The sequence below is a fragment of the Mesorhizobium sp. M1163 genome, from assembly GCF_040318415.1.
In the GTDB taxonomy this organism is placed as follows: domain Bacteria; phylum Pseudomonadota; class Alphaproteobacteria; order Rhizobiales; family Rhizobiaceae; genus Mesorhizobium.
In genome coordinates, this window is sequence record NZ_JAMYMF010000040.1 from 1 (window position 1) to 19,920 (window position 19,920).

Genomic DNA, 19,920 nt, shown 5'->3' on the forward strand with positions numbered 1-19,920 from the left:
CGCCGAGTTCGTCATCCCGACGATGAATTAGCCGGACGGTTTCCTGTCTGCGCGTCCTCGCTTCGGCTGCGGGCGCGCGGGCCGGTGTGAAGGACGGCGCCGAGTTCGTCATCCCGACGATGAACTGATCCAAATCGCAGAAAGCAAGAAAGGCCCGGGCTTGGAGCCCGGGCCTTTTTTGTCGCGGTCTTCATCGGCATGAACACGAATGTGATGGAACCAAGAAGGCAGCAATCCTCTTAGGTTGCAGTCCTGCCGCGAAGGAGGAGCTGGCAGATCAACCAACGGCGCTGGTGACGGCTCCGGGGGATATCGTCCGGCGCAAAGGAGATGTCAGATGACACGTCTCATGGCGATCATAGCTTGCGCGGCAACGGCGGCGCTTTCCGCCATCCCGGCAATGGCTGCCGAGCAATGCGCGGCACGCGCAGATATGGTCAAGGCGCTCGGCGAGAAGTTTCATGAAAACCCGAGCGCGGTTGGCGTCGTCAATCCGAATGTGGTGCTTGAAGTCTTCGTTTCCGACAAGGGCACCTGGACCATCCTCGCCAGCGATACAAAAGGTCAAAGCTGCGTGATTTCAGTCGGCGAAGGCTGGGAGAGCGCGATGACGATAGCGGCGCTGCCCGGTACCTGAAGTAGGCCTTTCCTATTCACCTGGCCGCAGCCTCGGCACGACAGCCGGGCTGCGGCCCTGTTCTCGGCGACCTTGAAACGGATCTCCCCGCGCCCACTTGAGGCGCGCACGGCTTGCTATTTTTCGTTAGCGATACCATATATGGAACATAGCGAGAACATCCAGAATCGTTCCCGCTGGCGGCAGACCGGAACACGGAAAGGAGCGACGCGATGATGACGTCGGAACCGGCCTGGATCGCTCCGGCAAAATGAGGCCGTCAATCACCTCCCTTTGCCGGATCGTGATGGCAAAGGAGGTGCCCTATGGCACGCAAATCGCTGTTAGGATGGGTGAAGACCGTAGCTTTTGCTGGCTTATTCGCGGTGGGTACGAATGCCGCAAGCGCCCAATATCAATACTGCGTTGAACATGGCGACCTCGTCGCCCACCTAGCCGAGAATTTCCAGGAAAGACAGTTTGCTCTCGGACTGATCGGTCAGGAGGCGGTCATGGAAGTTTTTGTCGCCGATAGCGGAAGCTGGACGGTCATCGTGACCGACGTCGCCGGCAGAAGCTGCATTGTCGCAGCCGGCGAAAATTGGGAAAGCGTGGAGGCCCTGCCCGGCCAAAACTCATGAGGGAGCGGGCGGCGTCAGCGCGTAGCAGCTGCCTCAGCGTGGCCGCGCAGCAACGCCATCAGCCGCTTGGCGTCCTTGGCCGCGGCCTCTTCGTCGCCGGCGAGGATCGAGCGGATCAATGCGACATGGTGCTCGGCGGATTCGGCCAAGCCGGTATCGGCCTTGTAGCGGAACCAGAAGCGGCGGCTGTGGGTTTGCAAGGGGGCCGCCAGGCGCGCCCCGAACGGGTTGTCTGCAGCCAGCGCCAGCGCCTCATCAAGCGCCTTGTCGGCTTGGATGAAGCAAAGAACATTTTCCGAAATCACGGCCTTTTGCATGGCCAGCGCTGCGTCATGAAACAGGTCGGCGGCCTCGCGGGTGACGAAGCGAGCGGCCGAGCGGGCAAGCACGACCTCGACGCCGCGGCGGGCGTCGAGGACGCGCAGCCAGTCGCCAGGGTGAAGCGGGGCAATGGCAATGCCGGCACGCGGCCGGACCTCGAGCAGCCCCTCCCAGGCCAGCCGCTGGATCGCTTCGCGCACCGGGGTGCGGCCAAGGCCGAGCCTGTCGATCAGCGCCCCCTCGGTGATGAAGCTCGCGGGCGCCAGTTCGAGCGTTACGATCATATGCTCGAGCCTGCGGTAGGCCTTCGCAGTCGCCGGCTCGGAGCCTGGGTTGTCATATACCAATGCGGCGTCTCCTGATATATTTTTGATATATCATATCAGATTCAACGTTGACAGCCGGCTTCTTAAGAAATATACGACTGATATATCAGATGGAGCAACCGACATGTGGGCCGGAGTTTTCCCCGCCGTTACGACCAAATTCACCGAGGATGATCGCCTCGACCATGCCGAGATGGAGCGCTGCTTTGCGCTGCAGATGGAGGCCGGCTGCGACGGCATCATCGTCTGTGGCTCGCTTGGCGAAGGACCGATGCTGTCGCATGACGAAAAGATCGAGGTGCTGAAGACCGCGCAGAAGATCGCCGGCAACAAACCGGTGCTGTTGACGGTCAACGAAGCCGGCACACGCGAGGCGGCGACGATCGCGCGCCGCGCCGCAAAAGAAGGCGCGAACGGTTTGATGGTGGTGCCGAGCCCGATCTACCATACCAATGCCGAGGAGACAGTCGCGGCACTCAGCGCCGTCGCCGCGGCCGGCGACCTGCCGGTGATGATCTACTCCAACCGGCTTGCCTACCGCGTCGACGTCACCGTCGACCAGATGGAGGAACTGGCGAAGGACCAGCGCTTCGTCGCCATCAAGGAGTCCTCCGACGATATCCGCCGCTCGACCGAGATCATCAACCGCCTCGGCGACCGCTACGATTTGTTCACCGGCGTCGACAATCTCGCCTTCGAGGCGCTGTCGGTCGGCGCTATCGGCTGGGTGGCGGGCCTGGTCACCGCGTTCCCGCGCGAGACGGTCGCTGTCTACCAGCTGATGAGACAGGGCCGCCGTGAGGAGGCGCTGAAGATCTACCGCTGGTTCCGGCCGCTGCTCGATCTCGACGTATCGACCTATCTGGTGCAGAACATCAAGCTCGCGGAAGTCTTCGCCATCGATACCAATGACCGGGTGCGCATGCCGCGCCAGCCATTGTCGGGCGAGCGCCGCAAGGCTGTCGAAAAGATCGTCAGGGATGCGCTGGCGGTGCGGCCAGAGCTGCCGACATTCTGATCCAGTCACTTTGAGGCTATTTGCAGATGTGCAGCGCGGCGCATGGCAATGAATGATGATGCTACGCTCGATGTTGCCATCATTGGTGGCGGCATCATCGGCATCTGCGCCGCCGCCTTTCTGGCCGAGGCGGGGCGAAACGTCACGATCTTCGATCGGACGGGGATCTGCGAGGAAACCAGCTCCGGCAATGCCGCTGCCTTGGCGTTCTCCGATGTGCTGCCGCTGGCTCACAAGGGCATGATCAGGCAGTTGCCGAAATGGCTCGCCGACCCGCTAGGCCCGCTCAGCATTCCGCCCGCCTATCTGCCGAAGCTGTTGCCCTGGCTGGTCCGCTTCTGGCGGGCCGGCCGAAGCGACCGCTATGAAGCCGGCCTTGCCGCGCAGGCCGGGATGATGAAGCTCGCCGAGGCGGAATGGATGGGCTTGCTCGACCGTTCCGGCACACGGCCGATGCTGCACGAGGACGGCTCGCTCGAACTCTACGAAAGCGAGGCTGAGTTCAAGGCGTCGCTGCCCGGCTGGGCGGCAAGGCAGCGCTTCGGCATCGGCTTCAACCATGTCGAAGGCAGCGCTCTCGCCGCCTTGCAGCCCGGCCTGTCGCCGCGCTTCGCCAGGGGCACGTTCGTGCCGGGGTGGAAGACCGTCGCCGACCCCAAGCTGCTTGGAAAGGCCTTATGGGCCTATGCCGAGAGGTTGGGCGCGGGGTTCGAAAAGGCCCGGATCGAGCGTATCGAGGCGGGACAGGGCGACGCGATCCTGACCATGGCCGACGGTACGACGCGTCGGGCAAAGCATGTCGTCATCGCTGCCGGGGCCTGGTCGCATCTGCTGGCGAGACATCTCGGCGACGGCATCCCGCTGGAGACCGAGCGTGGCTACAACACGACGCTGCCGAAGACTGCGTTCGACGTAAAGCGGCAATTGATCTTCTCCGGGCATGGCTTTGTCATCACGCCGCTCGAGACCGGCCTGCGCGTCGGTGGCGCGGTCGAGCTCGGCGGCCTCGAAAGGCCGCCCAATTATGCGCGCTCGAAAGCACTGCTCGAAAAGGCGCAAAAGTTCCTGCCAGGGCTGGATCCGGCCAATGGCCGCGAATGGATGGGGTTCCGGCCGTCGCTGCCGGATTCGTTGTCGGTGATCGGGCGGTCGCAAAAAACGCCGTCGGTGGTGTATGGCTTCGGCCATGGTCATCTCGGCCTGACCCAGGCCGCGGCGACCGGACGCTTGATCCGTGAGCTCGTTCTCGGGCAGAGTCCATCGCTCGATCTCGGTCCGTTCAGTCCGCAACGGTTTTGAGATCGAAGACATTCAGTTGGGAGCCGGCATGGCCAAGAATTCCTTCTTCTGCATAGACGGCCACACCTGCGGCAATCCGGTGCGGCTGGTCGCCGGCGGCGGACCGCTGCTCAACGGCTCGACGATGATGGAGCGGCGAGCGCATTTCCTGGCCGAATATGACTGGATCCGCACCGGGCTGATGTTCGAGCCGCGCGGCCATGACGTGATGTCCGGCTCGATCCTCTATCCGCCGACGCGCGAGGATTGCGACATCGCCATCCTGTTCATCGAAACCTCCGGCTGTCTGCCGATGTGCGGCCACGGCACAATCGGCACTGTGACCTTTGCCGTCGAACAGGGGCTGATCAAGCCGAAGACGCCGGGCGTGCTCGGGCTGGATACGCCGGCGGGCCTGGTCGTCGCCGAGTACAAGCAGGTCGGCGACTATGTCGAGGAGGTGCGCATCACCAATGTGCCGTCCTTCCTCTATGCCGAGGGACTGACGGTCGAATGCCCCGGGCTCGGCGAGATCAGCGTCGATGTCGCCTATGGCGGCAACTTCTACGCCATCGTCGAACCGCAAACGAACTATCGCGACATGGCCGACCATTCGGCGGGCGAGCTGATCGCCTGGAGCCCGGTGGTGCGGCAGCGGCTCAACGAGAAATATTCCTTCGTCCACCCGGAGAATCCCGGCATCGACAAGCTGTCGCACATATTGTGGACCGGTGCGCCGACCAACCCGCAAGCCGATGCCCGCAACGCCGTCTTCTACGGCGACAAGGCGATCGACCGCTCGCCCTGCGGCACCGGCACCTCGGCGCGGATGGCGCAGCTTCACGCCAAGGGCAAGCTTGGGGTTGGCGACGACTTCGTCCATGAATCGATCATCGGCTCGCTGTTCAAGGGCAGGGTGGAAAAAGAGGTCACCGTCGCCGGCAAGCCGGCGATCATTCCGTCGATCGGCGGCTGGGCACGGATGACCGGATTGAACACGATCTTCATCGACGACCGCGACCCGTTCGCGCACGGCTTCGTCGTCAAATAGAAAAAACGCTGACGCAGGGGAAGAAAGAGAGCGTAAACGGATTGCGATCAACGACGCAACGATCCCGCTCATCAACTTATTTTGACGGCGATTTCTTCGAAACGAGGCGCATGGTGCGGTTGAATCGTCAAAGACATTGCGTTAGGCCAATGGTAGGGTCCGCGATGGTCCAGGGGCCGGACGGGAATAAAACGGGCAATCGGACGGCGTGCGGCGAAAACACGCATAGCCATCGAAAAATCACGTTGCAATCCGGGCTCGAAACTTTACGACTAGGGGAAATACGAAAAGGAATGCGTCTGCATGGGCGACATTCCAGGGGAGCCACGACAGCATGCAGTATTTTGTCCAGCAGCTTATCAATGGGCTGACGCTGGGATCGATCTATGGGCTGATAGCGATCGGCTATACGATGGTCTACGGCATCATCGGCATGATCAATTTTGCCCATGGCGACATCTTCATGGTCGGGGCATTCACCGCCCTCATCGTTTTCCTCATTCTCGGCGCATTGTTCTATTCCTTGCCGGTGGTGATCGCGCTGCTGATCATGATGATCGTCGCGATGCTGCTGACCAGCCTGTATAATTGGACGATCGAGAAGGTGGCCTACCGGCCTTTGCGCGGTTCGTTCCGGCTGGCCCCGCTGATCACCGCGATCGGCATGTCGATCGCCCTGTCGAACTTCGTCCAGGTGACGCAAGGGCCGCGCAACAAGCCGATCCCGCCGATGGTGTCCACGGTCTACAACATCGAGGGCATCAGCGTATCGCTGAAGCAGATCATCATCGTCATCGTCACCGCGCTGCTGCTGGCGCTGTTCTGGTATTTGGTCAACAAGACCTCACTGGGCCGGGCGCAAAGGGCATGCGAGCAGGACCGCAAGATGGCGGCGTTGCTTGGCATCGACGTCGACCGCACCATCTCGATCACCTTCGTCATGGGTGCGGCCCTTGCTGCCGTCGCCGGCACGCTGTTCCTGATGTATTACGGCGTCATCGCCTTCTCCGACGGTTTCACGCCCGGCGTGAAGGCGTTCACCGCGGCGGTGCTCGGCGGCATCGGCTCGCTGCCCGGCGCCGTGCTCGGCGGGCTGATGATCGGCTTCATCGAAAGCATGTGGTCGGCTTATTTCTCGATCGACTACAAGGACGTCGCCGCCTTCTCCATCCTGGCGATCGTCCTGATCTTCCTGCCTTCCGGCATATTGGGCCGGCCAGAAGTCGAAAAGGTCTGAGGTCATGGCGGTCACTGTATCTCCGGAGCGCGGCGTCGTCGCCACCCCAGTGCAACGCGCCACGCGCGAGGCGCTTTATGCTGGTGCCGTCGCGCTCGGCCTGTTCGTGCTGTTCATCGGCCTGCGGACCGATCAGAACATCTCCAACGAGCTGATCCTCGTACAGCGCTGGGGCCTGCTCGCCGCCGTGGTGATCGCCACCATGCTCGGCCGCTTTCTCTACGTTGCCTACGGCCAGCCCTTCCTGGCCAACCAGAAGATTGCCGACATCGCCACCGGGCTGTTGCCGGAAAGCGTGGCGACGCGGTTCTTCCGGTTGCCGTATTTCATTGCTGCCGTCGTCGTAGTGGCTGTGCTGGCGCTGCTGGCCGGCTCGCTCGATGGTTTGCTGGGGCCGGGTCTCGCCGGTTATGCGCGCTTCGCGCGGGCGCTGGCGATCATCTATGCGCTGGCCTCGGTGCTGTTCTATTTCCGCACCTTCATCCTCGCCCATTTCTCGGCGTTGGGCATAACCGCACTGGCGCTCTACCCGATCATCGTCGTGGCGGTGCTTGCCGTGTACGCAGGTTCGATGGCCGGCGGGTTCCAGGGTTCACTGAAATGGGTCGACAATTTCGGCATCCAGATCCTGATCTATGTGATGCTCGCCTGGGGGCTGAACATCGTCGTCGGCCTCGCCGGCCTGCTCGATCTCGGCTACGTCGCCTTCTACGCGGTCGGCGCCTATGCCTATGCGCTGCTCGGCACGCATTTTGGCCTGTCGTTCTGGATCCTGCTGCCCGCCGCCGGCGCTATGGCCGCCTTCTGGGGGGTATTGCTCGGGTTTCCGGTGCTGCGCCTGCGCGGCGATTATCTGGCGATCGTGACGCTTGCCTTCGGCGAGATCATTCGTCTCGTGCTGATCAATTGGCGCGAGGTTACGAACGGCTCGGCCGGCATCTCCGGCATCCCCAAGGTCACCTTTTTCGGCCTGATGACGTTCAACGTTTCGGATCCGAATTACATCGCCAAGGTGTTGGATATCGCCACATCGAGCGCCTACTACAAGATATTCCTCTACTATCTGATCCTGGGGCTCTGCCTGCTCACCGCCTTCGTCACGATACGGCTAAGGCGCATGCCTGTCGGCCGCGCCTGGGAAGCGCTGCGCGAGGATGAGATCGCCTGCCGCTCGCTGGGCATCAACACCACCACCACCAAGCTCACCGCCTTTGCCACCGGCGCCATGTTCGGCGGCTTCGCCGGCTCGTTCTTCGCGGCGCGGCAAGGTTTCGTCAGCCCCGAATCCTTCATCTTCCTGGAATCGGCCATCATCCTGGCCATCGTCGTGCTTGGCGGCATGGGTTCGCTGGTTGGCATCGCCGTCGCCGCCATGGTGATGATCGGCGGCACGGAGGTGCTGCGCGAACTCGATTTCCTGAAGCAGGTCTTCGGCCCCGACTTCACCCCGGAACTCTACCGCATGCTTTTGTTCGGCATGGCCATGGTCATCGTCATGCTGTGGAAGCCGCGCGGCTTCGTCGGCAGCCGTGAACCGACGGCCTTCCTCAAGGAGAGCAAGGCCGTATCCGGCTCCTTCACCAAGGAAGGCCACGGCTGATGAGTGATGCGAGCCCATTTCCCATGAACGATGCCATCCTGCAGGTCGACCATTTGTCGATGAAATTCGGCGGCCTGGTCGCCATCGGCGATCTCTCGTTTCAGGCCAAGCGCGGCGAGATCACCGCGCTGATCGGGCCGAACGGCGCCGGCAAGACCACGGTGTTCAATTGCATCACCGGTTTCTACAAACCGTCGGAAGGCATGCTCACGCTCCACCGGCGCGACGGCTCGAGCTATCTGCTCGAACGCCTGCCGAACCACGAGATCCCGGCACGCGCCAAGGTGGCGCGCACCTTTCAGAACATCCGCCTGTTCTCGGGCATGACGCTGCTCGAGAACCTGCTGGTGGCCCAGCACAACAAGCTGATGAAGGCGTCCGGCTACACCGTGCTCGGCCTGTTCGGCTTCAGCGGCTACCGGAAGGCATCGGCCGAGTCGGTCGAACTGGCCAGGCACTGGCTGGAGAAGGCCGATCTCGTCGACCGTGCCGACGATCCCGCCGGCGACCTGCCCTATGGTGCGCAACGGCGTCTCGAGATCGCGCGGGCAATGTGCACGGGTCCGGAGCTGCTCTGCCTCGACGAGCCGGCTGCCGGCCTCAATCCGAAGGAATCAATGGCGCTCAACGCGCTGCTGATGGACATCAAAGACAACACCGGCACCTCGATCCTGCTGATCGAGCACGACATGGCGGTGGTCATGCAGATTTCCGACCACGTCGTGGTGCTCGAATACGGGCGCAAGATATCGGACGGCAGCCCGCATTCGGTACGCACCGATCCGCGCGTCATCGCTGCCTATCTCGGCGTCGAAGACGAGGAAGTCGAGACGGTACTGACCGAAGTCGGCGACGAGGACGTCATCGAGCAATTGGACACCGGTCCCGATTCCGCGCACGGCCCAGGCACATCGTCTTCGTATCTCGCCGGACCGGTGACCGATACGATCGGCCACAGCGAGGGCGAGCGCGTGACCGTGTCGAAAGGCGCCTCGAAAGCCGGGCAGTTCGATGCAAGGTCGAGTGCCGCGGCAAGCAAGGCGGCAGCGCAAGCCGCCGCTCCCCCGGCCAAGGCGGAACCCGCTGCAGCTAAGCCGACCGCGAAATCCTCCACGGCCAAGGCGCCGGCCAAGTCGAAGGTCGCGGGCGTTTCGAACCGGCTCACAGCGCCACGTGGCGGCAAGGCCGACAATCTGACCCGCATCAAGGGCATCGGCACGGTCAACGAGAAGAAGCTCAACCAGCACGGCATCTTCCATTTCGACCAGATCGCGGCATGGAAGAAAGCCGACATCGCGGCGGTCGAGGCCTATCTCGCCTTCGACGGACGCATCGCCCGTGAGGACTGGGTTGGTCAGGCCAAGCTTCTCGCCGCCGGCAAGGAGACGGAATTTTCGCGTCGCGTCGACGCCGGGAAAGTGGAAACGAGCCACGCCTCCGGTCGTGCTTCCGGGAAAACTGCGAAAACAGTTGCCGGCAAGACGGCTGCCGCACCTGCGGGCAAGCGCGGAGGGCGCAAGTGATGGCCGGCACAACGCTGCTCGATATCAAAGGCGTCCAGACCTACTACGGCAACATCAGGGCGCTGAACGGTGTCGACGTCACCGTCAGGCAGGGCGAGATCGTGGCGCTGATCGGCGCGAACGGCGCCGGCAAGTCGACGCTGATGATGACCATTTTTGGTGCTCCACGGGCGCGGGCGGGCACGATCACCTTCGCCGGCACCGATATTACCCAGATGCCAACGCATGAGATCGCGCGCATGCGGATCGCCCAGTCGCCGGAGGGCCGGCGCATCTTCCCGCGCATGACGGTGATGGAAAACCTGCAGATGGGCGCCAGCCTCGACGGCCTCAAGCATTACGACGAGGACGTCGAGAAGGTGTTCACGCTGTTTCCGCGCCTGAAGGAACGCATCGCCCAGCGCGGCGGCACCCTGTCGGGCGGCGAACAGCAGATGCTGTCGATCGGGCGTGCGCTGATGGCACGGCCGAAGCTGCTCCTGCTCGACGAGCCGTCGCTCGGCCTGGCGCCGCTGATCGTGAAGCAGATCTTCGACGCCATCCGCGAGTTGAACCGGACCCAAGGGCTGACCGTATTCCTGGTCGAGCAGAACGCCTTCGGCGCGCTGAAGCTCGCGACGCGCGGCTATGTCATGGTCAACGGCAATGTGACGATGAGCGGCACCGGCAAGGAGCTGCTCGCCAATCCGGAAGTGCGCGCCGCCTATCTCGAAGGCGGCCACCACTGAGTTCAGGAGACTTCATCATGCAGGGCATTCTCTACGAGGAACCCTCGATCTGGCAGTTCTTGTTCGTCACCTGCCTGCTCGGCGGCTGGGCGGCATGGATGACCGGCAAGGCCAGCGCCCAGACATGGCGCAGCTTCCTCCAATTGTTCGCCTACATGCTCGGCCTTGGCATTGGCGTAAGGTTCATTCATCACGCGCTGTTCGGCGGCACGATGTTCTCGCTGCATTACTATATCGTGGATACGATCGTACTGATGATATTGGGCTTCATCGGCTATCAATACACGCGCACAAACCAGATGGTGACACAGTATAATTGGCTCTATGAAAGAGCATCGGTTTTGAGCTGGAAGCCGAAAGGTTGACGTTCATGATTAACGCCGTTTCGGGGATGAATCGGCGTGACAAGTGCCTGAAAATCGGCAAAGTACGTTTTCTGCGAGTAAAAGTGGGCATCGCATGAAAGCATCATCCAACGCCCACTCCGTAAATGGGAGCGTTTTACATGAAAAAATCACTTTTGTCCGCCGTCGCCCTGACCGCGCTGATCGCGTTCAGCGGCAGCGCGTGGGCTGACGTCCTGGTTGGCGTCGCCGGTCCGATCACCGGTCCGAATGCCGCCTTCGGCGCGCAGCTGCAGAAGGGTGCCGAACAGGCCGTCGCCGACATCAATGCGGCCGGTGGCATCAATGGCGAGCAGATCAAGCTCTCGGTCGGCGACGACGTCTCCGATCCGAAGCAGGGCATCTCGGTCGCCAACAAGTTCGTCGGCGACGGCGTCAAGTTCGTGGTTGGCCACTTCAACTCGGGCGTCTCGATCCCGGCGTCGGAAGTCTACGCGGAAAACGGCATCCTCGAGATCACGCCGGCCGCGACCAATCCGAAGTTCACCGAACGCGGCATGTGGAACACGTTCCGCACCTGCGGACGTGACGACCAGCAGGGCAGCATCGCCGGCGCCTATCTCGCGGCGAACTTCAAGGATGCCAAGATCGCGGTCATCCACGACAAGACGACCTACGGCCAGGGCCTTGCCGATGAGACCAAGAAGGCGATGAACGCAGCCGGCCTGACGGAAGTCATGTACGAAGGCGTCAATGTCGGCGACAAGGACTTCTCGGCGCTGATCGCCAAGATGAAGGAAGCCGGCGTTTCCATCATCTATTGGGGTGGCCTGCACACCGAAGCCGGCCTGATCATCCGCCAGGCGGCTGACCAGGGCCTCAAGGCGACGCTGGTTTCCGGCGACGGCATCGTGTCGAACGAGCTGGCCTCGATCGCTGGCGACGCAGTTGCGGGCACGCTGAACACGTTCGGCCCGGATCCGCGTCTGATCCCGACGAACAAGGAACTCGTCGAGAAGTTCCGCGCGCAGGGCTTCGAACCGGAGGCCTACACGCTTTACTCCTACGCCGCCATGCAGGCGATCGCCGAAGCAGCCACCGTTGCCAAGTCGAACGACCCGCAGGAAGTTGCCAAGGCGCTGCATGAGAAGGGTCCGTTCAAGACCGTTCTGGGCGACCTCTCCTATGACGCGAAGGGCGATCCGACGTTGCCCGGCTACGTCATGTACGAGTGGAAGAAGGGCGACGACGGCAAGTACACCTACATCCAGAAGATGTAAGCCTGTCGACGACGATAATTTTGGAGATGCCCGGCGCTTGCGCCGGGCATTTCCGTTTTGACGACATCGGGTTGATTTAAATCGGTTTAGCCGCTGCCCGATTTTGTTTGCACTGCAGCATTTTCGCGCTAATCATGTCCGGCAGTTCCCTTCCCCGTGTCCGGAGCCCTGTCCTTGGCAATCTCGAAGATCCTTGTCGCCAACCGCTCCGAAATTGCCATCCGCGTCTTCCGCGCGGCTAATGAACTCGGCCTCAAAACCGTGGCGATCTGGGCGGAGGAAGACAAATACTCCCTGCATCGCTTCAAGGCCGACGAAAGCTACCAGGTCGGGCGCGGGCCGCACCTGACCAGGGATATGGGGCCGATCGAAAGCTATCTGTCGATCGAGGAGGTTATCCGCGTCGCCAGGCTTTCGGGCGCCGATGCGATCCATCCAGGCTACGGCCTGCTGTCGGAGAGCCCGGAATTCGCCGAGGCCTGCGCCACGGCCGGCATCATCTTCATCGGGCCAAAGCCGGATACGATGCGCAGGCTGGGCAACAAGGTCGCCGCCCGCAATCTCGCAATCGAAGTCGGTGTGCCGGTAATTCCCGCCACCGATCCCTTGCCGGACGACATGGCGGCGGTGAAGGAACTCGCCAGGACGATCGGCTACCCGGTGATGCTCAAGGCATCCTGGGGCGGCGGCGGCCGCGGCATGCGCGCCATCCGCTCCGAGGCCGATCTCGCCCGCGAGGTGATGGAAGGCAAGCGTGAGGCGAAGGCGGCTTTCGGCAAGGACGAGGTCTATCTCGAAAAGCTGATCGAGCGCGCCCGCCATGTCGAGGTGCAGGTGCTGGGCGACAGACATGGCAACGCCGTGCACCTATTCGAGCGCGATTGTTCGATCCAGCGCCGCAACCAGAAAGTGGTCGAGCGGGCGCCGGCGCCCTATCTCGAAATGTCGCAGCGCGAGGAGCTTTGCGGCTACGCGCTGAGGATCGCGCGCGAAACCAGCTATATCGGCGCCGGCACGGTCGAGTTCCTGCAGGATGCCGATACCGGAAAATTCTATTTCATCGAGGTCAATCCGCGCATCCAGGTCGAGCACACCGTCACCGAACAAGTGACCGGCATCGACATCGTCAAAGCACAGATCCACATACTCGACGGCTTTGCCATCGGCACGGCGGAATCGGGCGTGCCGACGCAGAAGGACATCAGGCTCAACGGGCACGCGCTGCAGTGCCGCATCACCACTGAAGACCCCGAGCATAATTTCATCCCCGACTATGGCCGCATCACCGCCTATCGCGGCGCCACCGGCTTCGGCATCCGCCTTGATGGGGGCACCGCCTATTCGGGCGCGGTCATCACCCGCTTCTACGATCCATTGCTGGAAAAGGTGACGGCGTGGGCGCCGACGCCGGCCGAGACCATCGCCCGCATGAACCGGGCGTTGCGCGAATTCCGAATCCGGGGCGTGGCGACCAATCTCACCTTTCTCGAGGCGATCATCAATCACCGGAGCTTCGCCGACAATTCCTACACCACCAAGTTCATCGACACGACGCCGGAACTGTTCGCCAGCGTGAAGCGGCAGGACCGCGCGACCAAGCTGCTCAACTATCTTGCCGACGTTTCGGTCAATGGCCATCCCGAGACGCGCGGCCGGCCGCAGCCAAAAGCAGATGCGGCGCCACCGGTGGTGCCATATCTCAACGGCAATGTGCCTGACGGCAGCAAGCAGAAGCTCGACGTGCTCGGGCCGGAGAAATTCGCGGCGTGGATGCGCGAGCAAAAAGAGGTGCTGGTCACCGACACGACAATGCGCGACGGGCATCAATCCTTGCTCGCGACGCGTGTGCGCACCTATGACATCGCCGGCATCGCCGGCACCTATGCGCGCGCTCTGCCGCAGCTTTTGTCACTCGAATGCTGGGGCGGCGCAACATTCGACGTCGCCATGCGCTTCCTCACCGAAGATCCATGGGAGCGGCTGTCGCTGGTGCGCGAGGCAGCACCCAATCTTCTGCTGCAGATGCTTCTGCGTGGCGCCAACGGCGTTGGCTATACCAACTATCCCGACAACGTCGTCCAGCATTTCGTCCACCAGGCCGCTGCTGGCGGCATCGACCTGTTCCGCGTCTTCGACTGCCTGAACTGGGTCGAGAACATGCGTGTGGCCATGGATGCGGTCGGCGCCGAGGGCAAGCTGATCGAAGCGGCGATCTGCTATACCGGCGACATACTCGATCCGGCGCGGGCGAAATACGATCTGAAATACTATGTCGGCCTGGCCAGCGAATTGCAGGCGGCGGGCGCCCATATCATTGCCGTCAAGGATATGGCGGGGCTTCTAAAGCCGAGTGCTGCCCGCGTGCTGTTCAAGGCACTGCGCGAGGCGACAGACCTGCCGATCCACTTCCACACGCACGACACATCCGGCCTGTCGGCGGCCACCGTGCTGGCAGCGGTGGAGAGCGGTGTCGACGGCATCGACGCGGCGATGGATTCGCTATCTGGCAACACCTCGCAGCCATGCCTGGGTTCGATCGTCGAGGCGCTGAAGGGCACCGAGCGCGATCCGGGCCTCGACCCGCAATGGATCAGGAATATCTCGTTCTACTGGGAGGCGGTGCGCAACCAGTACGCCGCCTTCGAAAGCGACCTGAAGGGGCCAGCATCGGAGGTCTATCTGCACGAAATGCCTGGCGGGCAGTTCACCAACCTCAAGGAACAGGCGCGCTCGCTTGGGCTGGAGACGCGCTGGCACGAAGTGGCGCAGACCTATCACGACGTCAATCTGATGTTCGGCGATATCGTCAAGGTGACGCCGTCGTCCAAGGTCGTCGGCGACATGGCGCTGATGATGGTCAGCCAGGACCTGACCGTCGCCGACGTCGAGAATCCGGCGCGGGACATCGCCTTCCCGGATTCTGTGGTGTCGATGTTGCGCGGCGACCTCGGCCAGTCGCCGGGCGGCTGGCCAAAGCCATTGCAGAAGAAGGTGCTGAAGGGCGAAAAGCCGATCACGGTGCGGCCGGGTTCGCTGCTCAAGGCGGCGGACCTCACGGCCAGCCGCAGGGAGGTCGAGGAAAAGCTCGAGCGCAAGCTCAGTGAGTTCGAGTTCGCGTCGTGGCTGATGTATCCGAAGGTGTTTTCGGATTTCGCCGCCGCGCAGGAGACCTACGGGCCGGTCAGCGTGCTGCCGACGCCGACCTATTTCTACGGCATGAAGCCGGAAGACGAGATTTTCGTCGACATCGAAAAAGGCAAGACGCTGGTGGTGCGCTGCCTTGCCATGGGCGATGTCGACGAAAAGGGCATGGTCACCGTGTTCTTCGAGCTCAACGGCCAGCCGCGCCGGGTGAAGGTGCCGGACCGGGCGCATGGCGCCTCCGCTGCCAAGGCACGGCGCAAGGCGGAGCCGGGCAATGAGGCGCATGTCGGCGCGCCGATGCCTGGCGTCGTCTCGGCGCTTGTGGTCGCTGCCGGCCAGGCGGTGAAGGCCGGCGACGTGCTGCTGTCGATCGAAGCGATGAAGATGGAAACGGCGTTGCATGCCGAACGCGACGGCACCATCGTCGAGGTGCTGGTCAAGGCCGGCGACCAGATCGATGCCAAGGATCTGCTGATCGCGTTCGGGTGAAATAGGCCGGCATCAGAGAGCCTTGTCGGCGCCTGGCAGCAGCCCCTTCATGCCGCATCGATAGCACCTTGACCCGCCGCGCCCGGTCGGGCATCGAACCGCTGCAATTCGCCGCTCGGGTCCCCGTGAGTCGCGGCGAGAAACGACGCGGAGTGAAGAATATGGCCGACGACATCACCGAAACCAGCCAGACTGTTGCCGCCGGCCAGCTGCGCGCCTTCATCGAACGCATCGAGCGGCTCGAGGAAGAGAAGAAGACGATTGCCGACGACATCAAGGAAGTGTTCGCCGAGGCCAAGGGCACCGGATTTGACACCAAGGCGATGCGGTCGATCATCCGGCTGCGCAAGAAGGACCAGGCCGAGCGGCAGGAAGAGGAGTCCATCCTCGATCTGTACAAGGCCGCGCTTGGAATGGTGTAGGCCGATAACAGCCTTGGGCGCCGGTTGCGGCGCCCCTCGACGGTTCGAACCATGAGCGAATTCGATTTTGGCGCCCGCCGCGCCTCTGAATTCCGCCAACGCAGCTTCTGGACGCTGTTCGCGGAACGGCATCCGGATGAAAGGGCTCTGCTGGCGAGGCGTGGACCGTGGTTCTGGCAGCGTGGGCTGCCCGACTTCGCATTGGTCCTTTCCATGTACGTCGCGCCTGCGCAGAATCATGTCGGCGTCTTCTTCGGCCGCAACGAGAAGTTCGGTGCCACGCAAGCCTGGTCGCGGCTGAAGCCGTTCCAGCCGGCCATCGAAGACAGGCTGAAGCTCAGGCCAGAACAAAGTTGCGACGGCCTCGGCATCAATTCGATGTGGCGGGTGAATTGTTTTGCCGAAGACAATTGGCCGGCGATGACCGACTGGCTGGTGACGGAAGCCTCGCGTTTCGAGCGCGCGATTGCCGAAGTTCTGGGTCAGGAATAAAGCAGGGTTTCCAGACGCAATCCTTGTGGAAGGGTTGCGCTGGTGAGCAGAGCGAGGGAGCCGGTGGATCGATGACGATCATGTCGCGCGTTGCCGCCTTCTTCCGCTCACGCTGGCTCGGCGGCGTGCCGCTCGATCGGCTGTTCTGGCGCGACCTGGTTGTTGTCGGCACAGCGATCAACGTCGCGTCATCGGTGGCGGCGCTCATTCTGCTCGGGCTGAAGTTGCCGCTTGCGCTGGTTCTGGCGGTGCATTTCGCGCCGGTGCCCTACAACATCTTCCTGACTTTTGCCGTTTGGCGAACTGCCGGAAAATCAAGTGGCGCCAAGGCCTCGCTGATGACGCTTGGCGCCACGTTGTGGCTGATCCTGGTGGTCGTGGCCTGACGATCAGGCGGCCGGCTCGAATTTGAGCGCCACGCCGTTGATGCAATAGCGCAGGCCGGTCGGCGGCGGGCCGTCCTCGAAGACGTGGCCGAGATGGCTGCCGCAGCGGGCGCAATGGCATTCGGTGCGGACCATGCCGTAGCTGCGGTCGACAGTAGTCTCGAGCGAACCCGGCACCGGGTCGTTGAAGCTCGGCCAGCCGGTGCCGCTCTCGAATTTCAGCTTGGATTCAAACAAGGGTTGGTCGCAGCCGACGCAGGAGAAGGTGCCGGCGCGCTTCTCGTGCAGCAGGGCGCAGCTTCCCGGCCGCTCGGTGCCGTGGTTGCGCATCACCGCATATTGCTCAGGCGTCAGCCGGGCGCGCCATTCGGCGTCGGTGCGGGTAACGGGGTAGGTGTGGCTGTCCATTTTTTCCTCTTAGCTTAGGTCGCTATTTGGGTTGCCTTCCCAACTTCGCCTGAAATAGGGATTTGTTACCGCGTTTGCCCGTATTTCTATCCTGTCGCGAAGAATTCCTCAGGCGATGGCGGCGAGATAGCGCGCAACCGATGCTGAAAATGCCGCCTTTGCATCTCCGATGACGTTCTGGTTCCACCACGCGCCATAGATATGGTCGAACGCGAAAGGCTCCAGCGCGGCCTTGATGCCGAGCACTTTCGAAGCGTTGAGCGGGATGTAGTTCGGGTAGCTGTACATGAAGCTGAGATGGCGGCGAGTCGGCGTCACCTGCACGATGTCGCCGGCCAGGATGGCATTGCCGCCGTCGCGCTTCCAGTGCAGCACCTGGCCACCGGCAAAGTGGCCGCCGCAGCGGATGAGCGTCAGCGACGGGTTTATGGCGCGCGTCTCGCCTTGCCAGCTGATGATCGCCGGATGCGGCCGCATGATCCACTGACAATCATCGGCGTGCAGATAAATCGGCACGCCGCCAAACGCCTCGCTCCACTCGACCATTGCCGAATAATAATGGCAGTGGGAAATGGCGATCGCGGCGAGGCCGCCCCGGCGGTTGATCTCGGCCACCGCCTCGTCGCTGACCATCGAAATGCAGTCCCACAGCACATTGCCGTGCGGCGTTTGCGCCAGCAATGCCCGCTGGCCGATGGCGAAGCGCGGCTCGATGCCGAAGGCGAGCACGCCGGCGTCGTCTCTCATCGCGAGCCGATGGCCGGCGGCGAGCTCTTCCGGCGTGGTCCAGGCCTGGCCCTCCCAACGCACATATTGCCGCTCGTCCTCGCAGATCGGGCAATGTCGCGGCGGCGTCGCTGTCGCCGCGAACTGGACACCGCATTGCAGGCAAAGGAAACAGGTCGACCTTCCTGTTTTGCGTGGATCCATTCAGTGCTTCCTTGAAAGTTGCTTCGTCGCGGCTTCGAGGCCGGCGAGCGTCAGTGGAAACATGCGGCCGTCAAAAATATCGCGGATCATGGCAATCGAATGGGTAAAACCCCAGTTCTTCTCGGCTTCCGGGTTGAGCCATATGGCATTTGGCCATTGCTGCAGCAACCGCCCAAGCCAGACGGCGCCGGCCTCCTTGTTCCAGTGCTCGACCGAGCCGCCGGGATGGGCGATCTCGTAGGGGCTCATCGAGGCGTCGCCGACGACGATCACCTTGTAGTCGGGGCCATATTTACGCAGGAGATCGAAGGTCGGAATCACCTCGGCATGGCGGCGGCGATTGTCCTTCCACACGCCCTCGTAGAGGCAGTTGTGGAAATAGAAATATTCGAGCTGGCGGAATTCGGCGCGGGCAGCCGAAAATAGCTCCTCGACGCTCCTGATGTGGTCGTCCATCGAGCCGCCGACATCGAAGAACATCAGCAGCTTGACCGCATTGCGACGTTCGGGTTGTGTCTTAACGTCGAGATATCCGTGCTCGGCGGTGGCGTGGATGGTCCCTGGCAGGTCGAATTCCTCTTCGGCACCTTCGCGCACCCAGCGGCGCAGGCGTTTCAGCGCGACCTTGATATTGCGGGTGCCGAGCTCGACGGCATCATCGAAATTCCTGAACTCGCGTTTGTCCCAGACTTTTACCGCGCGGCGGTTGCGGCTTTCGTGCTGGCCGATGCGCACGCCTTCGGGATTGTAGCCATAGGCGCCGAAGGGCGAGGTGCCGCCGGTGCCGATCCATTTCGAACCGCCCTGATGCCGGCCCTTTTGCTCCTCCAGCCGCTTCTTCAGCGTCGCCATCAGATTTTCGAAGCCGCCCAGCGCCTCGACCAGCTTCTTCTCCTCGTCGGTCAGGTGCTTTTCGGCGAGCCTCCGCAGCCATTCCTCCGGGATGTTTGCGACATCGACCGGGTTTTCGCCAGCCCGCGCCTCGACACCTTTGAAGATGTGCGAAAAGACCTGGTCGAAGCGGTCGATGTGGCGCTCGTCCTTCACCAGAGCGGCGCGGGCGAGATAGTAAAAGCCCTCAACATCATAGTCGACCAGCCCGGCCTCCAGCCCCTCCAGCAGCGACAGATATTCGCGGAGCGAGACCGGAACCCGCGCTGCCTTCAGTTCGAGGAAGAAGGGGATGAACATCTCACGGTCTACAGCAGATCATACTCGATGAAGCCGGTCCTGCGCGCCACATGGTCGTAGAGCTTGCGTGCGGTGGTGTTGGTCTCGTGCGTCATCCAGTAGACGTTCTTGACGCCGATCTTGCCGGCTTCCTGCCTGACCGCTTCGATCAGGGCGGCGCCGACGCCCTTGCCGCGCACATCGGGGTCGGCAAACAGGTCCTGCAGATAGCAGTTGTTTATCTCCGACCAGCAGGAGCGATGGTAGAGATAGTGCGTCAGGCCGACGGCCTTGCCGTCGAGGGTGGCGATAAAGCCTTTCGGCTCGAACTCGCCCGCCGTGAACAGCCGCTTCCAGGTGACGGCGTAAACCGCTTCCGGCAACGTGGTTTCGTAGAAGGTGAGGTAGGCGGTCCACAGACGCCGCCAATCGGCATGGTCGGATTGCGCCAATGGGCGGACGGTGATCTCGGTCATTTCATCTCCCTCTGAAGTCGGCAACCCGAAGCTGCCTCCG

20 protein-coding genes are annotated in these 19,920 nt (G+C 62.5%); 15 read left to right on the top strand and 5 right to left on the bottom strand.

Annotated elements, in window-relative coordinates; translation table 11 throughout:
• The first annotated feature begins 337 nt into the window (after positions 1 to 337).
• Positions 338 to 637, top strand: a complete 300-nt coding sequence (locus NKH43_RS29380) for a hypothetical protein (protein ID WP_023719666.1) — start codon at positions 338 to 340, stop codon at positions 635 to 637.
• Between the two features lie 305 nt (positions 638 to 942).
• Complete coding sequence (locus NKH43_RS29385; RefSeq protein ID WP_352480947.1) at positions 943 to 1,257, top strand: hypothetical protein; 315 nt, start codon at positions 943 to 945, stop codon at positions 1,255 to 1,257.
• Positions 1,258 to 1,271: 14 nt separating this feature from the next.
• Here the strand turns inward: NKH43_RS29385 and NKH43_RS29390 are convergent, their stop codons facing one another.
• Positions 1,272 to 1,925, bottom strand: a complete 654-nt coding sequence (locus NKH43_RS29390) for a GntR family transcriptional regulator (protein ID WP_352861094.1) — start codon at positions 1,923 to 1,925, stop codon at positions 1,272 to 1,274.
• Between the two features lie 103 nt (positions 1,926 to 2,028).
• Between NKH43_RS29390 and NKH43_RS29395 the strand changes: the two genes are divergently transcribed.
• The 13 genes from NKH43_RS29395 to NKH43_RS29455 all read left to right on the top strand — a co-directional run bounded on the left by NKH43_RS29395 (position 2,029) and on the right by NKH43_RS29455 (position 16,896).
• Positions 2,029 to 2,922, top strand: a complete 894-nt coding sequence (locus NKH43_RS29395; protein ID WP_352861096.1) for a dihydrodipicolinate synthase family protein — start codon at positions 2,029 to 2,031, stop codon at positions 2,920 to 2,922.
• A 48-nt stretch (positions 2,923 to 2,970) separates the two neighbouring features.
• Positions 2,971 to 4,221 carry an NAD(P)/FAD-dependent oxidoreductase gene (locus NKH43_RS29400; RefSeq protein WP_352861098.1) on the top strand — a complete coding sequence of 417 codons (1,251 nt, stop codon included), beginning with the start codon at positions 2,971 to 2,973 and terminating at the stop codon, positions 4,219 to 4,221.
• 28 nt (positions 4,222 to 4,249) lie between these two features.
• Positions 4,250 to 5,251 (top strand): 4-hydroxyproline epimerase, encoded by a 1,002-nt coding sequence (locus tag NKH43_RS29405; RefSeq protein WP_352861099.1) that lies wholly within the window; start codon positions 4,250 to 4,252, stop codon positions 5,249 to 5,251.
• A 334-nt stretch (positions 5,252 to 5,585) separates the two neighbouring features.
• Positions 5,586 to 6,488 carry a branched-chain amino acid ABC transporter permease gene (locus NKH43_RS29410; protein WP_023719660.1) on the top strand — a complete coding sequence of 301 codons (903 nt, stop codon included), beginning with the start codon at positions 5,586 to 5,588 and terminating at the stop codon, positions 6,486 to 6,488.
• 4 nt (positions 6,489 to 6,492) lie between these two features.
• Entirely contained in the window at positions 6,493 to 8,088 is a 1,596-nt protein-coding gene (gene livM / locus NKH43_RS29415; RefSeq protein WP_352861101.1) for a high-affinity branched-chain amino acid ABC transporter permease LivM, read from the top strand.
• A gap of 131 nt (positions 8,089 to 8,219) precedes the next feature.
• Entirely contained in the window at positions 8,220 to 9,611 is a 1,392-nt protein-coding gene (locus NKH43_RS29420; protein ID WP_502906521.1) for a helix-hairpin-helix domain-containing protein, read from the top strand.
• A complete protein-coding gene (locus NKH43_RS29425; RefSeq protein WP_023719657.1) occupies positions 9,611 to 10,339 on the top strand; it encodes an ABC transporter ATP-binding protein in 729 nt (242 codons plus the stop codon). Before NKH43_RS29420 ends, NKH43_RS29425 begins: the two co-directional genes overlap by 1 nt.
• A gap of 17 nt (positions 10,340 to 10,356) precedes the next feature.
• On the top strand, positions 10,357 to 10,704 hold the full coding sequence (locus NKH43_RS29430) for a DUF6867 family protein (RefSeq protein WP_352861104.1): 348 nt from the start codon (positions 10,357 to 10,359) through the stop codon (positions 10,702 to 10,704).
• Between the two features lie 140 nt (positions 10,705 to 10,844).
• Positions 10,845 to 11,963: a branched-chain amino acid ABC transporter substrate-binding protein gene (locus tag NKH43_RS29435; RefSeq protein ID WP_023719655.1), complete on the top strand. Its 1,119-nt coding sequence runs from the start codon at positions 10,845 to 10,847 to the stop codon at positions 11,961 to 11,963.
• A 174-nt stretch (positions 11,964 to 12,137) separates the two neighbouring features.
• Entirely contained in the window at positions 12,138 to 15,596 is a 3,459-nt protein-coding gene (gene pyc / locus NKH43_RS29440) for a pyruvate carboxylase (RefSeq protein ID WP_352861105.1), read from the top strand.
• 161 nt (positions 15,597 to 15,757) lie between these two features.
• On the top strand, positions 15,758 to 16,018 hold the full coding sequence (locus tag NKH43_RS29445; protein WP_023719653.1) for a DUF2312 domain-containing protein: 261 nt from the start codon (positions 15,758 to 15,760) through the stop codon (positions 16,016 to 16,018).
• Between the two features lie 51 nt (positions 16,019 to 16,069).
• The gene (locus tag NKH43_RS29450) at positions 16,070 to 16,510 is read left to right on the top strand and encodes a hypothetical protein (protein WP_023719652.1); all 441 of its coding nucleotides are present in this window, start codon (positions 16,070 to 16,072) and stop codon (positions 16,508 to 16,510) included.
• 71 nt (positions 16,511 to 16,581) lie between these two features.
• Positions 16,582 to 16,896 (top strand): hypothetical protein, encoded by a 315-nt coding sequence (locus NKH43_RS29455; RefSeq protein ID WP_352480941.1) that lies wholly within the window; start codon positions 16,582 to 16,584, stop codon positions 16,894 to 16,896.
• Between the two features lie 3 nt (positions 16,897 to 16,899).
• Here the strand turns inward: NKH43_RS29455 and msrB are convergent, their stop codons facing one another.
• The 4 genes from msrB to NKH43_RS29475 all read right to left on the bottom strand — a co-directional run bounded on the left by msrB (position 16,900) and on the right by NKH43_RS29475 (position 19,880).
• Positions 16,900 to 17,304, bottom strand: a complete 405-nt coding sequence (msrB, locus tag NKH43_RS29460; protein WP_023719650.1) for a peptide-methionine (R)-S-oxide reductase MsrB — start codon at positions 17,302 to 17,304, stop codon at positions 16,900 to 16,902.
• Positions 17,305 to 17,412: 108 nt separating this feature from the next.
• Positions 17,413 to 18,234, bottom strand: a complete 822-nt coding sequence (locus NKH43_RS29465) for an MBL fold metallo-hydrolase (protein WP_352480939.1) — start codon at positions 18,232 to 18,234, stop codon at positions 17,413 to 17,415.
• On the bottom strand, positions 18,235 to 19,425 hold the full coding sequence (locus tag NKH43_RS29470; protein WP_352861107.1) for a vWA domain-containing protein: 1,191 nt from the start codon (positions 19,423 to 19,425) through the stop codon (positions 18,235 to 18,237).
• 8 nt (positions 19,426 to 19,433) lie between these two features.
• The gene (locus NKH43_RS29475) at positions 19,434 to 19,880 is read right to left on the bottom strand and encodes a GNAT family N-acetyltransferase (RefSeq protein ID WP_352815018.1); all 447 of its coding nucleotides are present in this window, start codon (positions 19,878 to 19,880) and stop codon (positions 19,434 to 19,436) included.
• Positions 19,881 to 19,920: the final 40 nt, after the last annotated feature.